This is a genomic window from Labrenzia sp. 011, from assembly GCF_003075075.1.
Classification (GTDB): Bacteria; Pseudomonadota; Alphaproteobacteria; order Rhizobiales; family Stappiaceae; genus Roseibium.
On sequence record NZ_QCYM01000017.1, the window covers coordinates 45,706 to 62,887 of the forward strand.

Consider the following 17,182-nt stretch of genomic DNA (forward strand, 5'->3'; position numbering starts at 1 on the left):
TACCCCGTGGCGCTTGCACCCAACGCGATCGCCTTCTCCGGTGTCGGCCAGACCTTTCTGACCGGCACCGGCGCCGTGACGGCGCTGGACGGCGTCTCCGTCACCATAGCGCAGCATGAGTTCATCGCGGTGCTGGGGCCGTCGGGCTGCGGCAAGTCCACCTTGCTGCGGCTGACAGCAGGCCTGATGAAGCCGTCCACGGGCAGCGTGAGCGTCTTCGGCCTGCCCGTCACGCAACCGCGCGACGACGTGGGCATCGTCTTCCAGAAGCCGACCCTGCTTCCCTGGGCGAATGTGGAAGACAACGTGGTGTTTCCCGCAAAGCACAAGCAGGGCCGGGTCACCCGCGAGGATCGCGACCAGACGCAGGCGATCATCGAAACGGTCGGGCTGGCCGGGTTCGAAAGCCGCCTGCCCTCGGAATTGTCCGGCGGCATGCAGCAGCGGGTGGGCATTGCCCGGGCGCTGTTCCTCAATCCGGACATCCTGCTGATGGATGAACCCTTCTCCGCCCTGGACGCCCTGACACGCGAGACAATGGGCTTCGAGCTTCTGCGCCTCTGGCAGGCCAGTCCGAAGACGGTGCTGTTCATTACCCATTCCATTTCCGAAGCGGCGCTTCTGGCCGACCGGGTCCTGGTGCTCAGCGAGCGGCCCGGACGTGTGATCGCCGACCTGCCGGTGCCCACGGCGCGGCCGCGCGACGAAAGTTCCCTCGGCACCGCCGAAATGCAGGACTACGCCGCGCATCTGCGCTCGCTGCTGATCAGGAAGGATGCCGCCTGATGACCGCCACCGACCTGCAACGCCCCACCGGCGCGACACCGCCGGAAGCCTCACGCCCCACCCCTTCCGTCCAGCCGCGCCTGCCCCTGGGAGAGCGGCTGCTGCGCACGCCCGTCGTGCTGCCCCTTGTGACCTTCCTGCTGCTGCTGGTTCTGTGGGAATCCTGCACCCGGCTGTTTTCCGTACCGTCCTACATCCTGCCGTCTCCCTCGCGCATCGTGCTCGGGTTTGAATCGGTGTCGGCAGGGCGATGGGCCGAGCATATATGGGCCACGCTGCGGGTGGCGCTTCTGGGCTATCTGGTTTCCTTCGCCGTCTCCCTGCCCATTGCCGTGGGACTGGCGAAATCCCGGCTGCTGTCGGGGGCGCTCTATCCGCTGCTGGTGGTGATCCAGTCCGTGCCGGTGGTTGCCGTCGCACCGATCATCATCGTGGTGCTCGGCACGGGAGATGCGCCGCGGGTGGTCATCACCTTCATGATCTCCTTCTTTCCGCTGGTCGTTTCCATGACCACCGGACTTGCGGCGACACCGCCGGAACTCATCGAGCTGTCGCGGTCCCTGCGGGCGCCCTCCTTTCGGGAGATCACCCAGATCCGCCTGCCCTATGCGACCCCCTACATCTTTTCCGGCATGAAGATCTCCATCACCCTGTCGGTCATCGGAGCGGTTGTTTCGGAGTTCGTGGCGGCGGACAAGGGCATCGGCTATTTCATCCAGTTCTCGACCTCCATGTTCAAGCTGCCACAGGCCTGGGCCGGTCTGGTGATCCTGGTGGCCATGTCGCTGCTGCTGTTTCAGATCGTCAGCCAGACCCAGCGGATCCTTTTCCCCTGGTCCCTGCCGAAAGGGCAGAAATGACCTCGCTGCTGATCGTCAACATCGATCACGGTCTTGCGGGCAACCGGCAGGGAGACCGTTTCAGCGGCGCGCTGCGCGTGCGCGATGGCGTGATCAGCCAGATGGGCGCGCTTGTCCCCCTGCCCGGCGAAGAGGTCGTCGATGCCGCCGGCTGCGTGGTGACGCCGGGGCTGGTAAACAGCCATCATCATCTCTTCCAGTCCATCCTCAAGGCGGTTCCCGAAGGGCTGAATGCCCCGCTCGACGACTGGCTGATGCAAGTGCCCTACAGCTACTGGCCGCTGATCGACGAAGAGGCCCTGAGAGTGGCGGCGCGGATCGGGCTGGCGGAGCTTGTGCTCACCGGGGCGACGACGGTGTGCGATCATCACTACGTCTTCTCCGACCGCTACGAGTACGACCCGGCCGACATCCTTTTCGAGGAAGCCGGCGCCCTCGGCATCCGCTTCGTGCTGGCGCGCGGCGGCGGCACCCGCGGCAGGTCCTTCGCGGACCCGGCCCTGCCCCCGCCGCCGACCGAACCTCTTGACGTCTTCCTGACGTCCATCGAGCGCACGGCCGGCCGCTGGCACGACCCCTCGCCCGGCTCCTTGCGCCGGGTTGCGGTTGCGCCGACGACGCCGACTTTCAATGTCGACGCCGGCGAGCTGAAGGACATTGCCGGGTTCGCGCGCACCAAAGGTCTGCGGCTGCATTCGCATCTTTCCGAAAACCGCGCCTATGCGGATTTCACCCTTGCCAGATATGGCAAGCGGCCGGTGTCCTGGCTGGCGGAACAGGACTGGCTGGGGCCGGATGTCTGGTTCGCCCATCTGGTCGACTGCGACGCGGAGGAAGTCCGGCGTCTTGCGGAAACCGGCACCGCCATGGCCCACTGCCCGCAGGCCAATGCCCGGCTCGGCTCCGGTATCGCGCCCGCCGATATGCTGCATGAAGCGGGCGGGACCGTTTCCCTGGCCGTCGACGGCGCCGGGGCGAACGAGGCGGCGGACATGGGCGCGGCGCTCTACAGCGCCTTCACGCTTCACCGGGCCGCCAAGGGTGTCGATGCCCTGCACGCGGAAACGGCACTGAACTGGGCGACGGAAGGCGGCGCGCAAGCTCTCGGCTTCGACAGACTGGGACTGCTGGCTCCGGGAATGGCCGCCGATATCACCCTCTTCGATATCAGCGCGCCCCGTAACCTGGGCCTGCACGATCCGGCCCTGGCACCGGTTCTGACCGGGGCCACCGCCGTGAAACACAGTTTCGCCGCCGGCCGGCAGGTCGTGAAAGACGGGCGGATTCCCGGGCTCGACCTTGCGGCCCTTGCCGACGACGCCCAACGGATCACCCGCCGTATCATGGACAGGAAAAAGGAGATGTCGGCGTCCGCCGGGGCCCGCGCCGCCCTTGAGCTTCCCGCGTTCGGATGAACGCGGATGTGTGGAGTATAAGCTGGCAGTGCCACCGCGGCACGGGTCATTGCTCCGTGAACCCTTTTTTGAGGAGAACGGAAACATGAGCACCTCTACATCCTACGGCCTTGCGGAACTCGAGAAGGAAAAGAGTTTCGGCGGCGAGGGCGAAACCGTCGATCGCGACATCCCGCGGATCGACATGTCGGACTATTTCTCACGCAAGGCGGAGATCGCCGAAGACCTGTGGGAGGCTGCCACCGGAATCGGCTTCTTCCAGCTCACCAATCACGGCATTCCCCAGGAACTGATCGACGAGGCCTTTCGCCTCTCCGCGGATTTTTTCAGCCTGCCGGCGCAGACGAAGGAAAAATTCCCGCTCAGGCCCGGCACGAACGCGGGCTGGGAATTCAAGGCCCAGGTGCGTCCGTCCACCGGCACGGCGGATCAGAAGGAAAGCTACCAGATCACCCTGCCACGCATGACGGGCCTCTGGCCGTCCGGGGAAGAGGTCACGGGGTTCAAGGCCACCATGCTGGCCTTCGAGCGCCACAACTGGGCGCTCGCCATGAAGGTGCTCTCCTGTTTCGCCGACAAGCTGAATTTTCCGCCCGACTTCTTCACCGACGGTCATGATCCCCTGACGCCGGACTATCAGTCCACCCTGCGGCTGATCCACTATCTGGGCATGGAGGACGCCAAGCCGGAGGACTTCAAGTTCTGGCGCGCGGGCGCGCATACGGATTTCGACTGCCTGACGTTATTGCACCAGAAGGCCGGACAGGGCGGATTGCAGCTGTGCCCGGGCAAGGACAGCCAGGGCCGCGCCATCGCCTGGACCGATGTGCCGCCGCTGGAAGGGGTGATCACCTGCAATATCGGCGACATGCTGATGCGCTGGTCCGACGACAAGCTGCTGTCCAACCTGCATAGGGTGCGCATGCCCAAGCCGGACGAATATCTCGGTCCGCGCTATTCCATGGCGTTTTTCGCCCAGGCCAACATGGATACGATCCTGGCCGGTCCGGAAGGCAAATATGAGCCGATGAGCGCGCATGACTACATCCAGATGCGTCTCGGGGCCAATTTCGGCCGGAAATAGGCAGGTTCAGGCAAACGGGTCCGGCAAGTGCTGCAATGCCGCCGGGCCCCTTCCTCCCCTGTTCAGAGGCCGTAGACCCTGACCGCATTGTCGTGCAGGACGCATCTTGCCTGCGCTTCGCTCAAGCCGGCCAGCAGCCGGTCCGTTGCCGCGACCCAGTCCGCGTAGGTCGCAGCGAGGGTACACACGGGCCAGTCACTGCCCCAGATCAGGCGATCCGCTCCGAAGCTGGCAAGCAGATGGTCCACATAGGGTCTGAGATCGTCCACCGTCCAGCCGTCGGCGGCTTCGGTGACGAGGCCCGAAAGCTTGCAGCAAGCCGAGGTCTGCCGCGCAAGCACGCTCATGTCATGCGCCCATGCATCGAAGGCCCTGGTGCGGATCGCGGGCTTCGAGCCGTGATCGATGACGGTCGTCAGATCCGGATGGCGGTCCAGAAGCACGCGCAGGTTCTTCAGATGCCCGGGCAGGGTCAGCGCATCGAAGGTCAGGGCGTGCCTTGCCATGGCCTCGAAAGCCGGCGTCAGTTGCGGCCGGAGCATCCAGTCCACATCGGGGATATCCTGAATCATCGGCCGCAGGCCGACCAGGGCGGAACGTTCCGCCAGCGCGGCAATCTGCTGCGGAGCGTCCGCGGCCTCGAAATCCACCCAGCCGACAACGCCCCTGACGAACGGATTGTCCTCGGCCAGCGACAGCAGGAAGTCCGTTTCGGCGTCGGTCGGGGCCGCCTGAACGAGCACGGTTCCGCTCACGCGGTGCGCGTCCAGAAAAGGCTCGAAGTCCGCGGGCAGAAAGTCCCGGTAGATCGCACCTGCCTCGGGTGTCAGCCAGCCATAATCGCCGCGGTCGAGTTTCCAGAAGTGCTGATGGGCATCAATACGGGTCAAGAACGCATTCATGACCCAATGACACCCTTTTTCAGAAGGATATTGCCATAGAGCCGGGTCTCCCCGGTCTGGAGAATGACAAAGGCTTCCCGGGCGCGCTGATAGAAGGCATGCCGCTCCAGACTGCCGATACTCACCGGGTTGTCGGCCTGTTCGTTGACGATCTTCTGGAATTCCGCAACCACCGGCGGGATCTCTGACGGGTTGCCGACCACCTGCATGGTCAGCGCCGGGTCGGGCACATAGATGTCGAGCGGAAGAACCTGCAGCACGGCCTCCAGCGCCGCCGTCGCCGAGACGCCGTCGAGGCGGACCACGCGCTGGCCGTTGCTGTGCGCGGGAAAGTTCGCGTCGGCGATCACGATGTCATTGCCGTGTCCCATGGCCGCCAGAGCATGCAGAAGATCGGGAGACAGAAGAGGGTTCAGGCCGCGTAGCATGTACGGTTCTCCGGCATGGGGGCGTCCTGGCGGACGAGACCGCCGGACTTCAGATCCGACCAGAAAGCAGCCGGGATGGATGTCTTCAGGACCGCCAGATTGGCTTCGACCTGTGCCGCGTTCACGGCGCCCGGAATGACCGTCTTGACGCAGGGGTGGCCCAGCACGAACTGCAGGGCAGCGGCGACAAGAGGAACGGAATGGGCGCTGCAAACTTCCTCGATTTTGCGGACGCGTTCAAGTATGTCCGGCGGCGCGTCCTGGTAATTGTATTTCGCGTCGGGGACGGCGCCGGTCGCCAGAATGCCGGAGTTATACGGTCCGCCCAGAATGATGCCGACGTCGCGGGCCTCGCACAGGGGCAGGAAGCTTTCCAGGGCCTCCTGCTCGAGCAGCGTGTAACGGCCTGCGAGCAGGAAACAGTCGAAATCGGCAAGGCCGAGCAGTTTCTCGCAGACCTGCCATTCGTTGACCCCCGCGCCGATCGCGCCGATTTCGCCCGCCTCCCTCAGCTCGCTGAGGGCACGGTAACCGCCAAGATCGAAGAGTTCGCGGACGCGGGCATCGCTTGCTTCCTGCGAGCCCTGGGAAAAGGCACAGACATCGTGGACGAAGAGAATGTCCGCGTTCGTCACCTGCAACCGCGCCTTGCTGGCCTCGTAGCTGCGCATCACGCCGTCATAGCTGTAGTCGAAGACGATCCGCTTCTGCGGCACATCGACGAAGGCTTCCGGGGTCACCTCGTCCGGCTCGCAGTCGAGCAACAGGCGGCCGATCTTTGTCGACAGGTGGATGGTGTCCCTGCCGAAGCGCTTTATGGCGCGCGCGAAACGTTCCTCCGAACGGCCGAGACCGTATTGCGGTGCCGTGTCGAAATAGCGGATGCCGTTGTCATAAGCCGCCTGCAGCGCGGCCTGGGCATCGGGTTCGGCAACCTTGCGGTAGAGATTACCCAGCGGCGCGCCGCCGAAGCCCATTTCCGTCAGCTCAATCCGCTGCGGCGTCCGGCTGTTCAGCAGATTCGTTCGAAGACCGTTCATTGCATTTCCTCTGGTTGACACCCTAATCGAACAGGTCCGGGCGGGTTTCGACGAGCGGCTCCAGGCGGGTGACCAGCCGACTCAGATGTTTTCGCATGGCCCGGCGCGCCTTTTCCGGGTCCCGGGCGCGGACGGCCTCGAGGATGACCTTGTGCTCTTCATACGCTTCCTCCGCGCGGCCGCGCATGGGCAGCAGCAGTTGCCGGGCGCGGTTCACCTGGAGCCAGCCGCTGGCGGCAAGCGCATTCAGTTTCGGAAAACCGGTGAAGGAAAAGATGAGCTCATGCATGCGCTCGTCCTCCCGGTAGAAGCCGGCCTCGTCGTAGTCCTCGAGACAAAGCGCCTGGAGCCTGAGATTGCGGGTCAGTTCGGAGAGCTGGTCCTCGGTCCGCTCCGCCGCGACCCTGGCCACGGCGGCCAGCTCGATCGCTTCGCGCAGAAAGGCACCCTCGTGGATTTCCGACATGGAGAACTTCGCGACCCGCGACCCGGACTGGGGAATGACTTCCACCAGCCCTTCCCCCGCCAGGCGGGTGATGGCCTCGGTGACCGGAGAACGGGAGACCCCGAGCTTCTCGCAGATGAGCTGCTTTCGCAGCACGGTCCCCGGCGGCAGGTCCATGGCGAGGATGGCCGAGCGCAGCGCTTCGTAGACACGCTGCGCAAGGGACCCGGTCAGCCTGCCGATGTCCGGCAAGGGAAATTCGTCAGAGTGTTGTTCGTTTGTCAGCGACATGACCATCTCGATTAGAATGCTAACATGTTAGTTGACACAGTTGCCGTGTCAAGCTAGTCCTGAGGCAAGATTGGTCCGAAGAGCCGAACCCGGGAGAGTTCCTTGCTGCAGACCCATGCCAATTCAATCCTTCTCAACCCCGGCGACAACGTGGTCGTCGCGCTCGAGGATATCGAGGCAGGCGCGAATGCGGCTTTCGTGGACATGCCGCTTCCCGGACAGGTTCTGCGCGGCCACAAGATCGCCCGCCGGCTGATTTCCGCGGGCGACAACGTGATCCGCTATGGCCAGATCATCGGTCAGGCGAAAGTGGACATCCAGCCGGGCGAGCATGTGCATGTTCACAACCTCGGCATGGGGGACCACAGCCAGGATTACCAGCATGCGCAGGCCTGCGTCCCGCTGGAGCCGGTCACCGAGGAGCGGACGTTTCTGGGCTACCGGCGCCCGACCGGCAAGGCCGGAACCCGCAATTACATAGGCATCCTGACATCGGTGAACTGTTCCGGCTCGGTCGCCAGATTCATCGCGGAAGCGGCGGAAAAATCCGGGTTCCTGAAGGACTATCCCAATGTCGACGGCATCGTTCCGATCGTGCACGGCACCGGTTGCGGCATGTCCGGCAAGGATGAAGGCTACGCGACCCTGTTCCGCACGCTGTCGGGCTATGCCCAGCATCCCAATTTCGCCGCCATCCTGCTGATCGGCCTCGGCTGCGAAGTGATGCAGGTGGCCGATCTGGTCGGCGAGCGGAAGATGCGTCCGGGCGGCGACTTCAGATACATGACCATCCAGCAGACCGGTGGCACCCGCAAGACGATCGAGGCGGGCCTCAGGGAACTGGCGGAACTGGCAAAGCTCGCCAATGAGGCCGAGCGCACGCCGGTTCCCGTTTCCGAGATCACGGTCGGCATGCAGTGCGGCGGCTCGGACGGCTATTCGGGCATCACCGCCAATCCGGCCCTGGGCATCGCCTCCGATCTCCTGGTCCGTCACGGCGGCACGACCATTCTTTCCGAGACCTCGGAAATCTACGGCGCGGAACATCTGCTCACCCGCAGGGCGGTTTCCGTCGAGGTCGGCAGGAAGCTCATCGAACGCGTGCGCTGGTGGGAGGATTACACCGCCCGCAATGGTGGCGAGATGGACAACAATCCCTCGCCCGGCAACAAGCGAGGCGGGCTGACGACAATCCTGGAAAAATCCCTCGGCGCGGCGGCCAAGGGCGGATCCGCGCCGCTGGTGGATGTCTACAAGTTCGGCGAAGCCATCGACAAGAAGGGCTTTGTCTTCATGGACAGTCCCGGCTTCGACCCCTGCTCCGTCACCGGGCAGATCGCCTCCGGCGCCAATATCATCGTGTTTACCACCGGACGCGGATCGGTCTCCGGCTACATGCCGACCCCCTGCATCAAGCTGGCCACCAACAGCGAGATGTACGGCCGCATGTCCGAAGACATGGACATCAACTGCGGCGACATCGTTTCCGAGAATGTCAGCCTCGAGACAAAGGGACGGGAGATCTTCGAGAAGATCGTCAGCGTCGCCTCCGGTGAGCATTCCAGGAGCGAGGAACTCGGTTTCGGCGGTGTCGAATTCGTTCCCTGGCAAATCGGCGCCGTGATGTAAGGCCACCACAAGAACAGATCATATCCGCAGAAGGTTTCGGGAGGATTTCAGTGCGTTTGAAAGACAAAACCATATTGGTCTCGGCGGCCGGCCAGGGGATCGGCCGCGCTAGCGCGATCGCCTGTGCAAGCCAGGGCGCGAAGGTAATCGCCGTCGATATCAACGAAGCAACCCTGGCCAGCCTTGCGCAGGAATGCCCGGGCATCGAGACCCACAGGCTGGATGTGCGCGAGCGCGACCAGATCACGGCACTGGCGGAGCGGTTGCCGGATCTCGACGGTCTTTTCAATTGTGCCGGCTACGTCCACCACGGCACGGTTCTGGACATTACCGAGGAAGACTGGGCGTTCAGCGTCGATCTCAATGTCACCTCCATGTACCGCATGATTCAGGCCTTCCTGCCGGGCATGCGTGCGCGGGCGAAGGACACCGGAACGGCCTCCATTCTCAACATGTCGTCGATGGCCTCATCGATAAAGGGCTTTCCCGTGCGCACCCTCTACGGCACCACCAAGGCCGCGGTCATCGGCCTGACCAAGGGAGTGGCCGCCGACTTCGTCCAGGAATGCATCCGCTGCAACGCCCTGTGTCCGGGGACCGTCGACACGCCGTCCCTGCGTGGCCGGATCGCCTCCGCTCCCGATCCCGTCGAGGCGGAAAAGAACTTCATCGCCCGTCAGCCGATGGGCCGCCTGGCGACCGTCGACGACATGACTCCGATGGTTGTCTACCTGCTGTCCGACGAAAGCCGGTTCGTTTCCGGACAGGCGCTTCTTGTTGACGGAGGTGTCACCATCTAGGTGACACGCCCGTTGCGGTTTTGGGAGGACTGCGCAATGACAGACCTGGTCAGAATGACCGGAATCGAAAAACGGTTCCCCGGCGTTCATGCCCTCAAGAATGTCAGTTTCGACCTGGCCAGCGGCGAGGTTCACGCCCTCATGGGCGAGAACGGCGCCGGCAAGTCCACGCTGATGAAGATCCTCTCCGGCATCTATCCCAAGGATGGCGGCGAGATCCTCATCAACGGAGAGCAGGCGGAGCTGAACGGCCCCAAGGCGGCGCAGGATCTGGGCATCGGCATCATTCATCAGGAACTCAGCCTGATGAACGACCTGACGGTGGCACAGAACATCTTCATCGGCCGCGAGCCGCGCCTCAGGTTCGGCCGGCTGGACGAGGCCGCTCTCAACGCCCGGGCGGTCGAGATCTTCAGGTCGATGAATCTGGCCCTGGATCCGAAGACGGTCGTCGGTGACCTGACCATCGCCAAGCAGCAGGCGGTGGAAATCGCCAAGGCCCTTTCCTACCGCTCGCGCGTCCTGATCATGGACGAACCGACCGCGGCGCTGAATGATGCGGAAATCGCCGAACTCTTCACCATCATCCGCCGCCTGAAGGCGGACGGCGTCGGCATCATCTACATCAGCCACAAGATGGACGAACTGAAGCAGATCGCCGACCGGGTGACCGTGATGCGCGACGGCGCCTATGTGGGAACGCTCGATGCAGCCGGAACACCGGTTTCCAGGATCATCTCCATGATGGTTGGACGGGAAGTCGCCAACGAGACGGCCGATATTCCCGACCTGTCCGGAGCCGACACCCTTCTGGACGTGCGCGGCCTCAACCGGGGCCGGGAAATCCGCGACGTCAGCTTTTCCGTCCGCAAGGGCGAGATCCTCGGCTTTGCCGGGCTCATGGGCGCCGGACGCACCGAGGTCGCACGGGCGATCTTCGGGGCGGACCCGCGCGACGGCGGCGAGATCCGCGTCCACGGAAAGCCCTGCGCCATTTCGCAGCCTTCCGACGCGGTGAAGGCGGGGATCGGCTATCTTTCGGAAGACCGCAAGCACTTCGGCCTGGCCACCGGCATGGATGTGCGCACCAATATCGCCCTCGCCAGCCTCGACCGCTTCTCGAGCCCCCTCGGGGTCCTCAGGGAAGAGGAGATGCGGCGCACGGCGCAGGACTATATCGGCAAGCTGGATATCCGCACCCCGTCGGACAGACAGGAGGTGCGGCTGCTTTCCGGCGGCAACCAGCAGAAGGTGGTCATCGCCAAGTGGCTCTACCGGGACTGCGACATCCTGATCTTCGACGAGCCGACGCGCGGCATCGATGTCGGGGCGAAATCCGAAATCCACAAACTCCTGACCAACCTTGCGAAGGAAGGCCGGGCCATCATCGTGATCTCCTCCGAACTGCCGGAAATCATGCGCCTCAGCCACCGCATCGCCGTCATGTGCGAAGGCCGGCTGACCGGCATCCTGCCGGGCGGCGAGCAAACCTCACAGGAAGACATCATGCACCTGGCGACACTCCGGACGCCGACCATGCAGCCAGAGGGATATCAGCAGTGACAGCCGTCAATCCAACATCCACGCCCACCCTGTTCGCCCGGATGATCGACACGGGGGCACATCAGAAGCTGCTGGCCTTCGCCAGCCTGGTCCTGTTGCTGATCGGCTTTTCGATCGCCTCGCCCAACTTCATGCAGACCTCCAACATGATCGCCATCCTGCAGGCGACCTCCGTCAACGGGGTGCTGGCCGTGGCGGCGACGCTGGTGATCATCACCGGCGGCATCGACCTGTCGGTCGGAACGCTGATGACCTTCTGCGCGGTGATCGCCGGCGTGGTGCTGACCAATCTCGGCATGCCGCTGCCGGTCGGCGTGATCGCGGCAATCGGCGCCGGCGCGCTCTGCGGCCTGTGCTCGGGCACCTTCATCGCCAAGATGAAGATCCCGCCCTTCATCGCCACCCTCGGCATGATGCTGATCCTGAAAGGCCTGTCGCTGGTGATTTCCGGCACGCGGCCGATCTATTTCAACGACACGCCGGGCTTCGACCAGATCTCGCGCGGCTCGCTCATCGGCGAGATCATTCCCGCCCTGCCCATTCCCAACGGCGTGCTGATCCTGTTCATCGTCGCCCTGTCGGCAGCCTATGTCCTCGGGCGCACGGTGCTGGGACGCTACACCTTCGCGCTCGGTTCGAACGAGGAAGCGGTGCGCCTGTCCGGGGTCAACACCGATTTCTGGAAAATGGCGGTCTACAGTCTGGCCGGCGCCATCTGCGGCATTGCCGGCATCCTGATCGCCTCACGCCTGAACTCGGCCCAGCCTGCCCTCGGCCTCGGCTACGAGCTCGAGGCCATCGCCGCCGTGGTGATCGGCGGAACGTCGCTTTCCGGCGGGCGCGGCACGGTTCTGGGCACCTTGATCGGCGCGCTGATCATGGCCGTGCTCACCAACGGGCTGCGGGTGCTTTCCGTCGCCCAGGAATGGCAGACGGTGGTTACCGGCGCCATCATCATTCTGGCCGTCTATGCGGACATGGTGCGCAGACGCAAGGCCTGACTTTCATCAAGAAGAAGAGGGTGTCCACACCCCGGCAAACGGACAGAAATCCGCATACAACAATGGAGAGGAATATGCTCAACAGACGTCATCTCATCGGAGCTGCAGGTGCGGTCGCACTCATGCTTTCCGGTAATTTCGCCTTCGCTCAGGAAACCTACATTCCGCTCATCTCGAAAGGCTTCCAGCATCAGTTCTGGCAGGCGGTGAAGGCCGGTGCCGATCAGGCCGCCGACGAGTTCGGGGTCACCATCACCTTCGAGGGCCCGGACAACGAAACCATGGTCGACCGCCAGATCGACATGCTCGCCGCAGCGCTCGCCAAGAACCCGACGGCCATCGGATTTGCCGCTCTCGACAGTCAGGCCGCCATCCCGCTTCTGCGCCAGGCGCAGGAAAAGGGCATTCCGGTCATCGCCTTCGACAGTGGCGTCGACAGCGACATTCCGCTGGCCACCGCTTCCACCGACAATGTTGCCGCGGCAGCCCTTGCCGCCGACAAGATGGCAGAGCTGATCGGCGGTGCCGGCAAGGTGGCCATCGTCGCCCATGACCAGACCAGCCGCACGGGCATCGACCGCGTCGAAGGGTTTTCGAACCGCATCAAGTCCAACTATCCGGACATCGAAGTGGTGACCGTGCAATACGGCGGCGGCGACCATCTGAAGTCGACGGAACTGACCAAGGCCATCCTGACCGCCAACCCGGATCTGAAGGGTGTCTTCGGCGCCAACGAAGGCTCCGCCCTCGGCGTCGTGAACGGTGTTGCCGAGATGGGCAAATCGGACATCGTCATCATCGGCTACGACAGCGGCAAGGCCCAGAAGGACGCCATCCGCAGCGGCGCGATGGCGGGTGCCATCACCCAGAACCCGGTCGGCATCGGCTATGAAACCGTGAAGGCCGCCCTCGAAGCCTCCCAGGGCAAGGAAGTGCCGGCGCATATCGACACCGGTTTCTACTACTACGACAGCTCGAACATCGACGATCCGAAGATCGCCGCTGTGTTGTACGACTGATCCGAAGCCGCGCCTCCCGCGCCGGAATGCGCGGGGGGCCCTGCCTTCCCGATCGCCTTCTTTTCTGCTTTCCTGTCAGTCCACAAGAAGGCAATGTGAACCGAAGTGCCCGGCCGCCGGTGCGGCCGGGCTCAACAGCACCTAAGGATACTCGTTCATGAAATTGCTGCGATTTGGCGCTCCCGGGCAGGAAAAGCCGGGCGTCCTCGATGCGGACAACCGCGTCCGCGACCTGTCGGCGGTTGTTGCCGATATCGCCGGAGACGCGCTTCTGCCGGAGACCATCGAACGCCTGAAGGGTCTCGATATCTCCAGCCTGCCCCTCGTTGACGGCGATCCGCAGAAGGACCTGCGTCTGGGCCCCTGTGTCGGCGCCATCGGCAAGTTCATCTGCATCGGCCTGAATTACGCCGACCATGCCGCCGAGGCCGGGATGGAGGTTCCGCCGGAACCGGTGGTGTTCAACAAATGGACATCCGCCATCATCGGACCCGACGACGACGTGAAGATCCCGCGCGGTTCCGTGAAGACCGACTGGGAGGTCGAGCTCGGTGTGGTCATCGGCAAGGGCGGGGCCTATATCGACGAAGCCGATGCCATGAGCCATGTGGCCGGCTTCTGCGTGGTCAACGACGTTTCCGAACGCGAATACCAGATCGAACGCTCCGGCACCTGGGACAAGGGCAAGGGTTGCGACACCTTCGGCCCGACCGGCCCCTGGCTGGTCACCCCGGACGAAGTCGGCGACCATGACGACCTCGGCATGTGGCTCGAAGTCGACGGCAAGCGCTATCAGGACGGCTCCACCCGAACCATGGTCTACCGGGTGCCGTTCCTCGTCTCCTACCTGAGCCGTTTCATGAGCCTGCAGCCGGGCGACGTGATCTCCACCGGCACGCCTCCGGGCGTCGGCATGGGCCAGAAGCCGCCGGTCTATCTCAAGGGCGGCGAAGTCATGCGCCTCGGTATCGACAAGCTGGGCAGCCAGACCCAGAAGGTCGTGAAGGCCTAGGCTTCACGACTGCAGATAAGGCGAAAAGGGCCGGTCTCCGGCCCTTTTCCTGTTTACCGCCAGGCGTTTCAGTACCCGCTCGGGCCGAACAGCCCGCTCCGCGCCCCGGAGGTTTCCCAGGATGCAGCGAAGCGGAGATCCGGGGACCAATCGCCGTGCAGCTTGCGGAGGCAATTGCGTCTTGCGCGGCTTCACGCCCCGGCGCGATACCCCTGCTCGATCTCGATCAGGCGCTGCTTGCGCCAAAGGCCGCCGCCATAGCCGGTCAGGGAGCCGTCGGCGCCCATCACCCGGTGACAGGGGATGACCAGGGCGATCTGGTTGGCACCATTGGCGCGGGCGACGGCACGCACCGCGTCCGGCCGGCCGAGCGCCCTGGCCACATCGCTGTAGCTGCGGATCTCGCCGGCGGGAATGGCGAGCAGCTCACGCCAGACATCGCGGGTAAAGGCGGTCCCGTGCAGGGCGAGCTTCGTCTCGAAGGTGCCGCCCATGCCGGCGAAGAACCGGTCCAGTTCGGCTTGGATCTGCTCCGTGACCTTGGTACGCCCGAAACCGATCTGCCCTTTTGCGAAGGCCTGCAGCTTTCTGAATTCGGCGGGAAACGCCTTGCGGTCGAGAAACTCCAGCAGGTGAAGCCGGGAACTGTCGGTGACGGCGATCATCGGCCCGAGCGGTGTGGCCACCCAGTCGGCAACCAGCAGCGGCTGAGAGCAAAAGGCGCCCGGCGGCTGGCCGAGGATCTTCGCGAAGGCGTCCCGGAAGGCGCTCGGGGATTCGAAGCCCGCCGTGATCTGCGCCTCGATGACCTTGCCGCCATCAGCCAGCGCGGAAAAGCCTTCCTGCAGGCGCCGCTGGCGGGCCATTTCCAGAAAGGTCATGCCGAAATGGCGCTTGAAGGCGCGGCGCACGGTGGAAGGCTCAAGACCCATGCGCAGCAGGTCCGGTTCGCCCCAGCGATAGCCGGGCCGCTTTTCCAGGGCCTCGATCAGCCGTTTCACCGCCGGATCGGCGCTGGCCTCGGGGGTTGTCGGCCGGCAGCGCTTGCACGGACGGAAGCCGCCCGCGATACATTCGGCCACGGTTTCATGAAAGCTGCAGTTCTCCGCCTTCGGCTTGCGCGCCGGACAGGTGAGCCGGCAGAAGATGCCGGTGGAGGCCACGCAGACGAACATGCGCCCGTCATAGGCCGCATCGCGCGCCAGCAGCGCCTCATAGAGCGTGTCGAAAGAGGGTCGGGTCATCAGCATGACCTGAGACTAGGCTGACCGGACCAACAATGCAGCCGGAAATCGGGCGTTTATTCTTTTCTTTGAGCCCATCAGCCCCGGCAATTTACGTTTCCCGAGCGACCTTTTCAAAGCCGGATCTGGAACGCGCTTTGATGGGACTTCACCGGATGGAAAGACAGACCGTTATCACGCCGGCATTGTCCCGGAGCGCATCGGCACGATCGTTGATGCGGAATGCATAAGTACCGGCCGGATTGGGAGAGTTCACTGCAAGAGCGGCAAATTCCGCGAAGGGCACGATCCGCCCCGCCCGGTCACGCACCAGCATTTCGCCAAAGGCATAGGATTGATCGAACTTATAGCCGTAAAGAGGCCCAAGCTTCTGAGCCTCCCGGCCTGAATATCCCCGTGGACCGACCGGTTTGTATGCTCCGGCGATAACGGTCCAGCTGCCTGAATAATTCACGCCGCGGATCTTTCCGTCCGGAAGTCTCAGGGACTGCCATCCCTTGTTCGCGCTGACGTCGACACAATGGTCGTTGGCGAAGGCAACATTCGGGATCAGCAGGAACGTGGAGCAAAGCGCAAGAATAAGCCCGTACATGAGGTGCTCCAAATACCATATTCCTGGCAAGGAAATATCACAGGTTCCGCTTCGTCAAGAGTGTAGACGCGTGTCAGGATTCTCGGCCCTCCGCGCATTTCTCTGACCCGGCCCCATTGTCTTTGTCAGCTCCGAACGAACTGTGGCACAGTTCGGCGCCCTCCCTGGCAGTCCTCCCCGGCAAGCGCAGCGCGACCGGGGATCCATTGACTTCCAGAGACGGAAATGTGGAGACCGGCGCTGCGGCACGAGCGTGCCCCCTCCGGCCCTGCGGCCCTGCGGCCCTGCGGCCCTGCGGCAAGTGGTGACGTGGATTGGATCCCCGGTCAAGCCGGGGATGACCGCCTCGGGGGAGAGGGGTGCGAAACCGAAGAACCCTGTTTTCAGCAACAGCCCCTCCGGCTGGCATCCCTCTCCCCCGCAAGGGGGGAGAGTGGGAGCGAATCGAGAGGCTGCATGGTATCGCCCAGACTGGACGCACGGCGACAGCCCCCGCCCCCGGCAGTCATCCCCGGCAAGCGCAGCGCGACCGGGGATCCATTGGCTTCCAGAGACGGAAATGTGGAGACCGGCGTTGCGGCACGGCCAAGCACCATCAGCCATGCGGCAAGCGGTGACGTGGATTGGATCCCCGGTCAAGCCGGGGATGACCGCCTCGGGGGGAGAGGGGAGCGAAACCGAAGAACCCTGTTTTCAGCAACAGCCCCTCCGGCTGGCATCCCTCTCCCCCCCAAGGGGGGAGAGTGGGAGCGAACCGAGAGGCTGCATGGTATCGCCCAGACTGGACGCACGGCGACAGCCCCCGCCCCCGGCACTCATCCCCGGCAAGCGCAGCGCGACCGGGGATCCATTGGCTTCCAGAGACGGAAATGTGGAGACCGGCGCTGCGGCACGAGCGTGCCCCCTCCGGCCCTGCGGCAAGTGGTGACGTGGATTGGATCCCCGGTCAAGCCGGGGATGACCACCTCGGGGGGAGAGTGGGAGCGAACCGAGAGGCTGCATGGTATCGCCCAGGCTGGAGGCACAGCGACAGCTCCCGCCCCCGGCGGTCATCCCCGGCAAGCGCAGCGC

General features: G+C 64.1%; 16 protein-coding genes. 10 read left to right on the forward strand and 6 right to left on the reverse strand.

Annotated elements, in window-relative coordinates; genetic code table 11:
* Nucleotides 1-6: 6 nt before the first annotated feature.
* From DCO57_RS16945 to DCO57_RS16960, 4 genes are all read left to right on the forward strand, one after another.
* Complete coding sequence (locus tag DCO57_RS16945) at nucleotides 7-786, forward strand: ABC transporter ATP-binding protein (RefSeq protein ID WP_116700097.1); 780 nt, start codon at nucleotides 7-9, stop codon at nucleotides 784-786.
* Nucleotides 786-1,646 carry an ABC transporter permease gene (locus DCO57_RS16950; RefSeq protein WP_116700098.1) on the forward strand — a complete coding sequence of 287 codons (861 nt, stop codon included), beginning with the start codon at nucleotides 786-788 and terminating at the stop codon, nucleotides 1,644-1,646. Before DCO57_RS16945 ends, DCO57_RS16950 begins: the two co-directional genes overlap by 1 nt.
* Nucleotides 1,643-3,061, forward strand: a complete 1,419-nt coding sequence (locus tag DCO57_RS16955) for an amidohydrolase family protein (RefSeq protein ID WP_116700099.1) — start codon at nucleotides 1,643-1,645, stop codon at nucleotides 3,059-3,061. The genes DCO57_RS16950 and DCO57_RS16955 overlap by 4 nt, the downstream gene beginning before the upstream one ends.
* A gap of 85 nt (nucleotides 3,062-3,146) precedes the next feature.
* Nucleotides 3,147-4,145, forward strand: coding sequence for a 2-oxoglutarate and iron-dependent oxygenase domain-containing protein (locus DCO57_RS16960; protein ID WP_116700100.1), 999 nt, complete (start codon nucleotides 3,147-3,149; stop codon nucleotides 4,143-4,145).
* 62 nt (nucleotides 4,146-4,207) lie between these two features.
* On the opposite strand, the gene DCO57_RS16965 is transcribed toward DCO57_RS16960, so the two are convergent.
* Genes DCO57_RS16965 through DCO57_RS16980 form a run of 4 tightly spaced genes read right to left on the reverse strand, consistent with a single transcriptional unit; the run spans nucleotide 4,208 to nucleotide 7,251 of the window.
* A complete protein-coding gene (locus DCO57_RS16965; protein WP_208978000.1) occupies nucleotides 4,208-5,035 on the reverse strand; it encodes an amidohydrolase family protein in 828 nt (275 codons plus the stop codon).
* Nucleotides 5,036-5,043: 8 nt separating this feature from the next.
* Nucleotides 5,044-5,475, reverse strand: a complete 432-nt coding sequence (locus DCO57_RS16970; protein WP_116700102.1) for an RbsD/FucU domain-containing protein — start codon at nucleotides 5,473-5,475, stop codon at nucleotides 5,044-5,046.
* Entirely contained in the window at nucleotides 5,460-6,515 is a 1,056-nt protein-coding gene (locus DCO57_RS16975; protein ID WP_116700103.1) for an aldo/keto reductase, read from the reverse strand. Before DCO57_RS16975 ends, DCO57_RS16970 begins: the two co-directional genes overlap by 16 nt.
* Nucleotides 6,516-6,537: 22 nt before the next feature.
* Nucleotides 6,538-7,251 (reverse strand): GntR family transcriptional regulator, encoded by a 714-nt coding sequence (locus DCO57_RS16980; RefSeq protein ID WP_116700133.1) that lies wholly within the window; start codon nucleotides 7,249-7,251, stop codon nucleotides 6,538-6,540.
* A 102-nt stretch (nucleotides 7,252-7,353) separates the two neighbouring features.
* On the opposite strand from DCO57_RS16980, the gene DCO57_RS16985 reads away from it, so the two are divergent.
* From DCO57_RS16985 to DCO57_RS17010, 6 genes are all read left to right on the forward strand, one after another.
* Nucleotides 7,354-8,880: an altronate dehydratase family protein gene (locus DCO57_RS16985; RefSeq protein WP_116700104.1), complete on the forward strand. Its 1,527-nt coding sequence runs from the start codon at nucleotides 7,354-7,356 to the stop codon at nucleotides 8,878-8,880.
* 44 nt (nucleotides 8,881-8,924) lie between these two features.
* A complete protein-coding gene (locus DCO57_RS16990; RefSeq protein ID WP_205756193.1) occupies nucleotides 8,925-9,680 on the forward strand; it encodes an SDR family oxidoreductase in 756 nt (251 codons plus the stop codon).
* Nucleotides 9,681-9,716: 36 nt separating this feature from the next.
* Nucleotides 9,717-11,243 carry a sugar ABC transporter ATP-binding protein gene (locus DCO57_RS16995; RefSeq protein ID WP_116700106.1) on the forward strand — a complete coding sequence of 509 codons (1,527 nt, stop codon included), beginning with the start codon at nucleotides 9,717-9,719 and terminating at the stop codon, nucleotides 11,241-11,243.
* A gap of 41 nt (nucleotides 11,244-11,284) precedes the next feature.
* The gene (locus DCO57_RS17000; RefSeq protein WP_116700134.1) at nucleotides 11,285-12,244 is read left to right on the forward strand and encodes an ABC transporter permease; all 960 of its coding nucleotides are present in this window, start codon (nucleotides 11,285-11,287) and stop codon (nucleotides 12,242-12,244) included.
* A gap of 74 nt (nucleotides 12,245-12,318) precedes the next feature.
* The gene (locus DCO57_RS17005) at nucleotides 12,319-13,263 is read left to right on the forward strand and encodes an ABC transporter substrate-binding protein (protein ID WP_116700107.1); all 945 of its coding nucleotides are present in this window, start codon (nucleotides 12,319-12,321) and stop codon (nucleotides 13,261-13,263) included.
* A 157-nt stretch (nucleotides 13,264-13,420) separates the two neighbouring features.
* On the forward strand, nucleotides 13,421-14,275 hold the full coding sequence (locus DCO57_RS17010) for a fumarylacetoacetate hydrolase family protein (RefSeq protein ID WP_116700108.1): 855 nt from the start codon (nucleotides 13,421-13,423) through the stop codon (nucleotides 14,273-14,275).
* A gap of 191 nt (nucleotides 14,276-14,466) precedes the next feature.
* Here the strand turns inward: DCO57_RS17010 and DCO57_RS17015 are convergent, their stop codons facing one another.
* Both DCO57_RS17015 and DCO57_RS17020 read right to left on the reverse strand, forming a co-directional pair.
* On the reverse strand, nucleotides 14,467-15,525 hold the full coding sequence (locus tag DCO57_RS17015) for a trifunctional transcriptional activator/DNA repair protein Ada/methylated-DNA--[protein]-cysteine S-methyltransferase (protein ID WP_116700109.1): 1,059 nt from the start codon (nucleotides 15,523-15,525) through the stop codon (nucleotides 14,467-14,469).
* Nucleotides 15,526-15,667: 142 nt separating this feature from the next.
* Nucleotides 15,668-16,111 (reverse strand): hypothetical protein, encoded by a 444-nt coding sequence (locus DCO57_RS17020; RefSeq protein ID WP_116700110.1) that lies wholly within the window; start codon nucleotides 16,109-16,111, stop codon nucleotides 15,668-15,670.
* Between the last annotated feature and the right edge of the window lie 1,071 nt (nucleotides 16,112-17,182).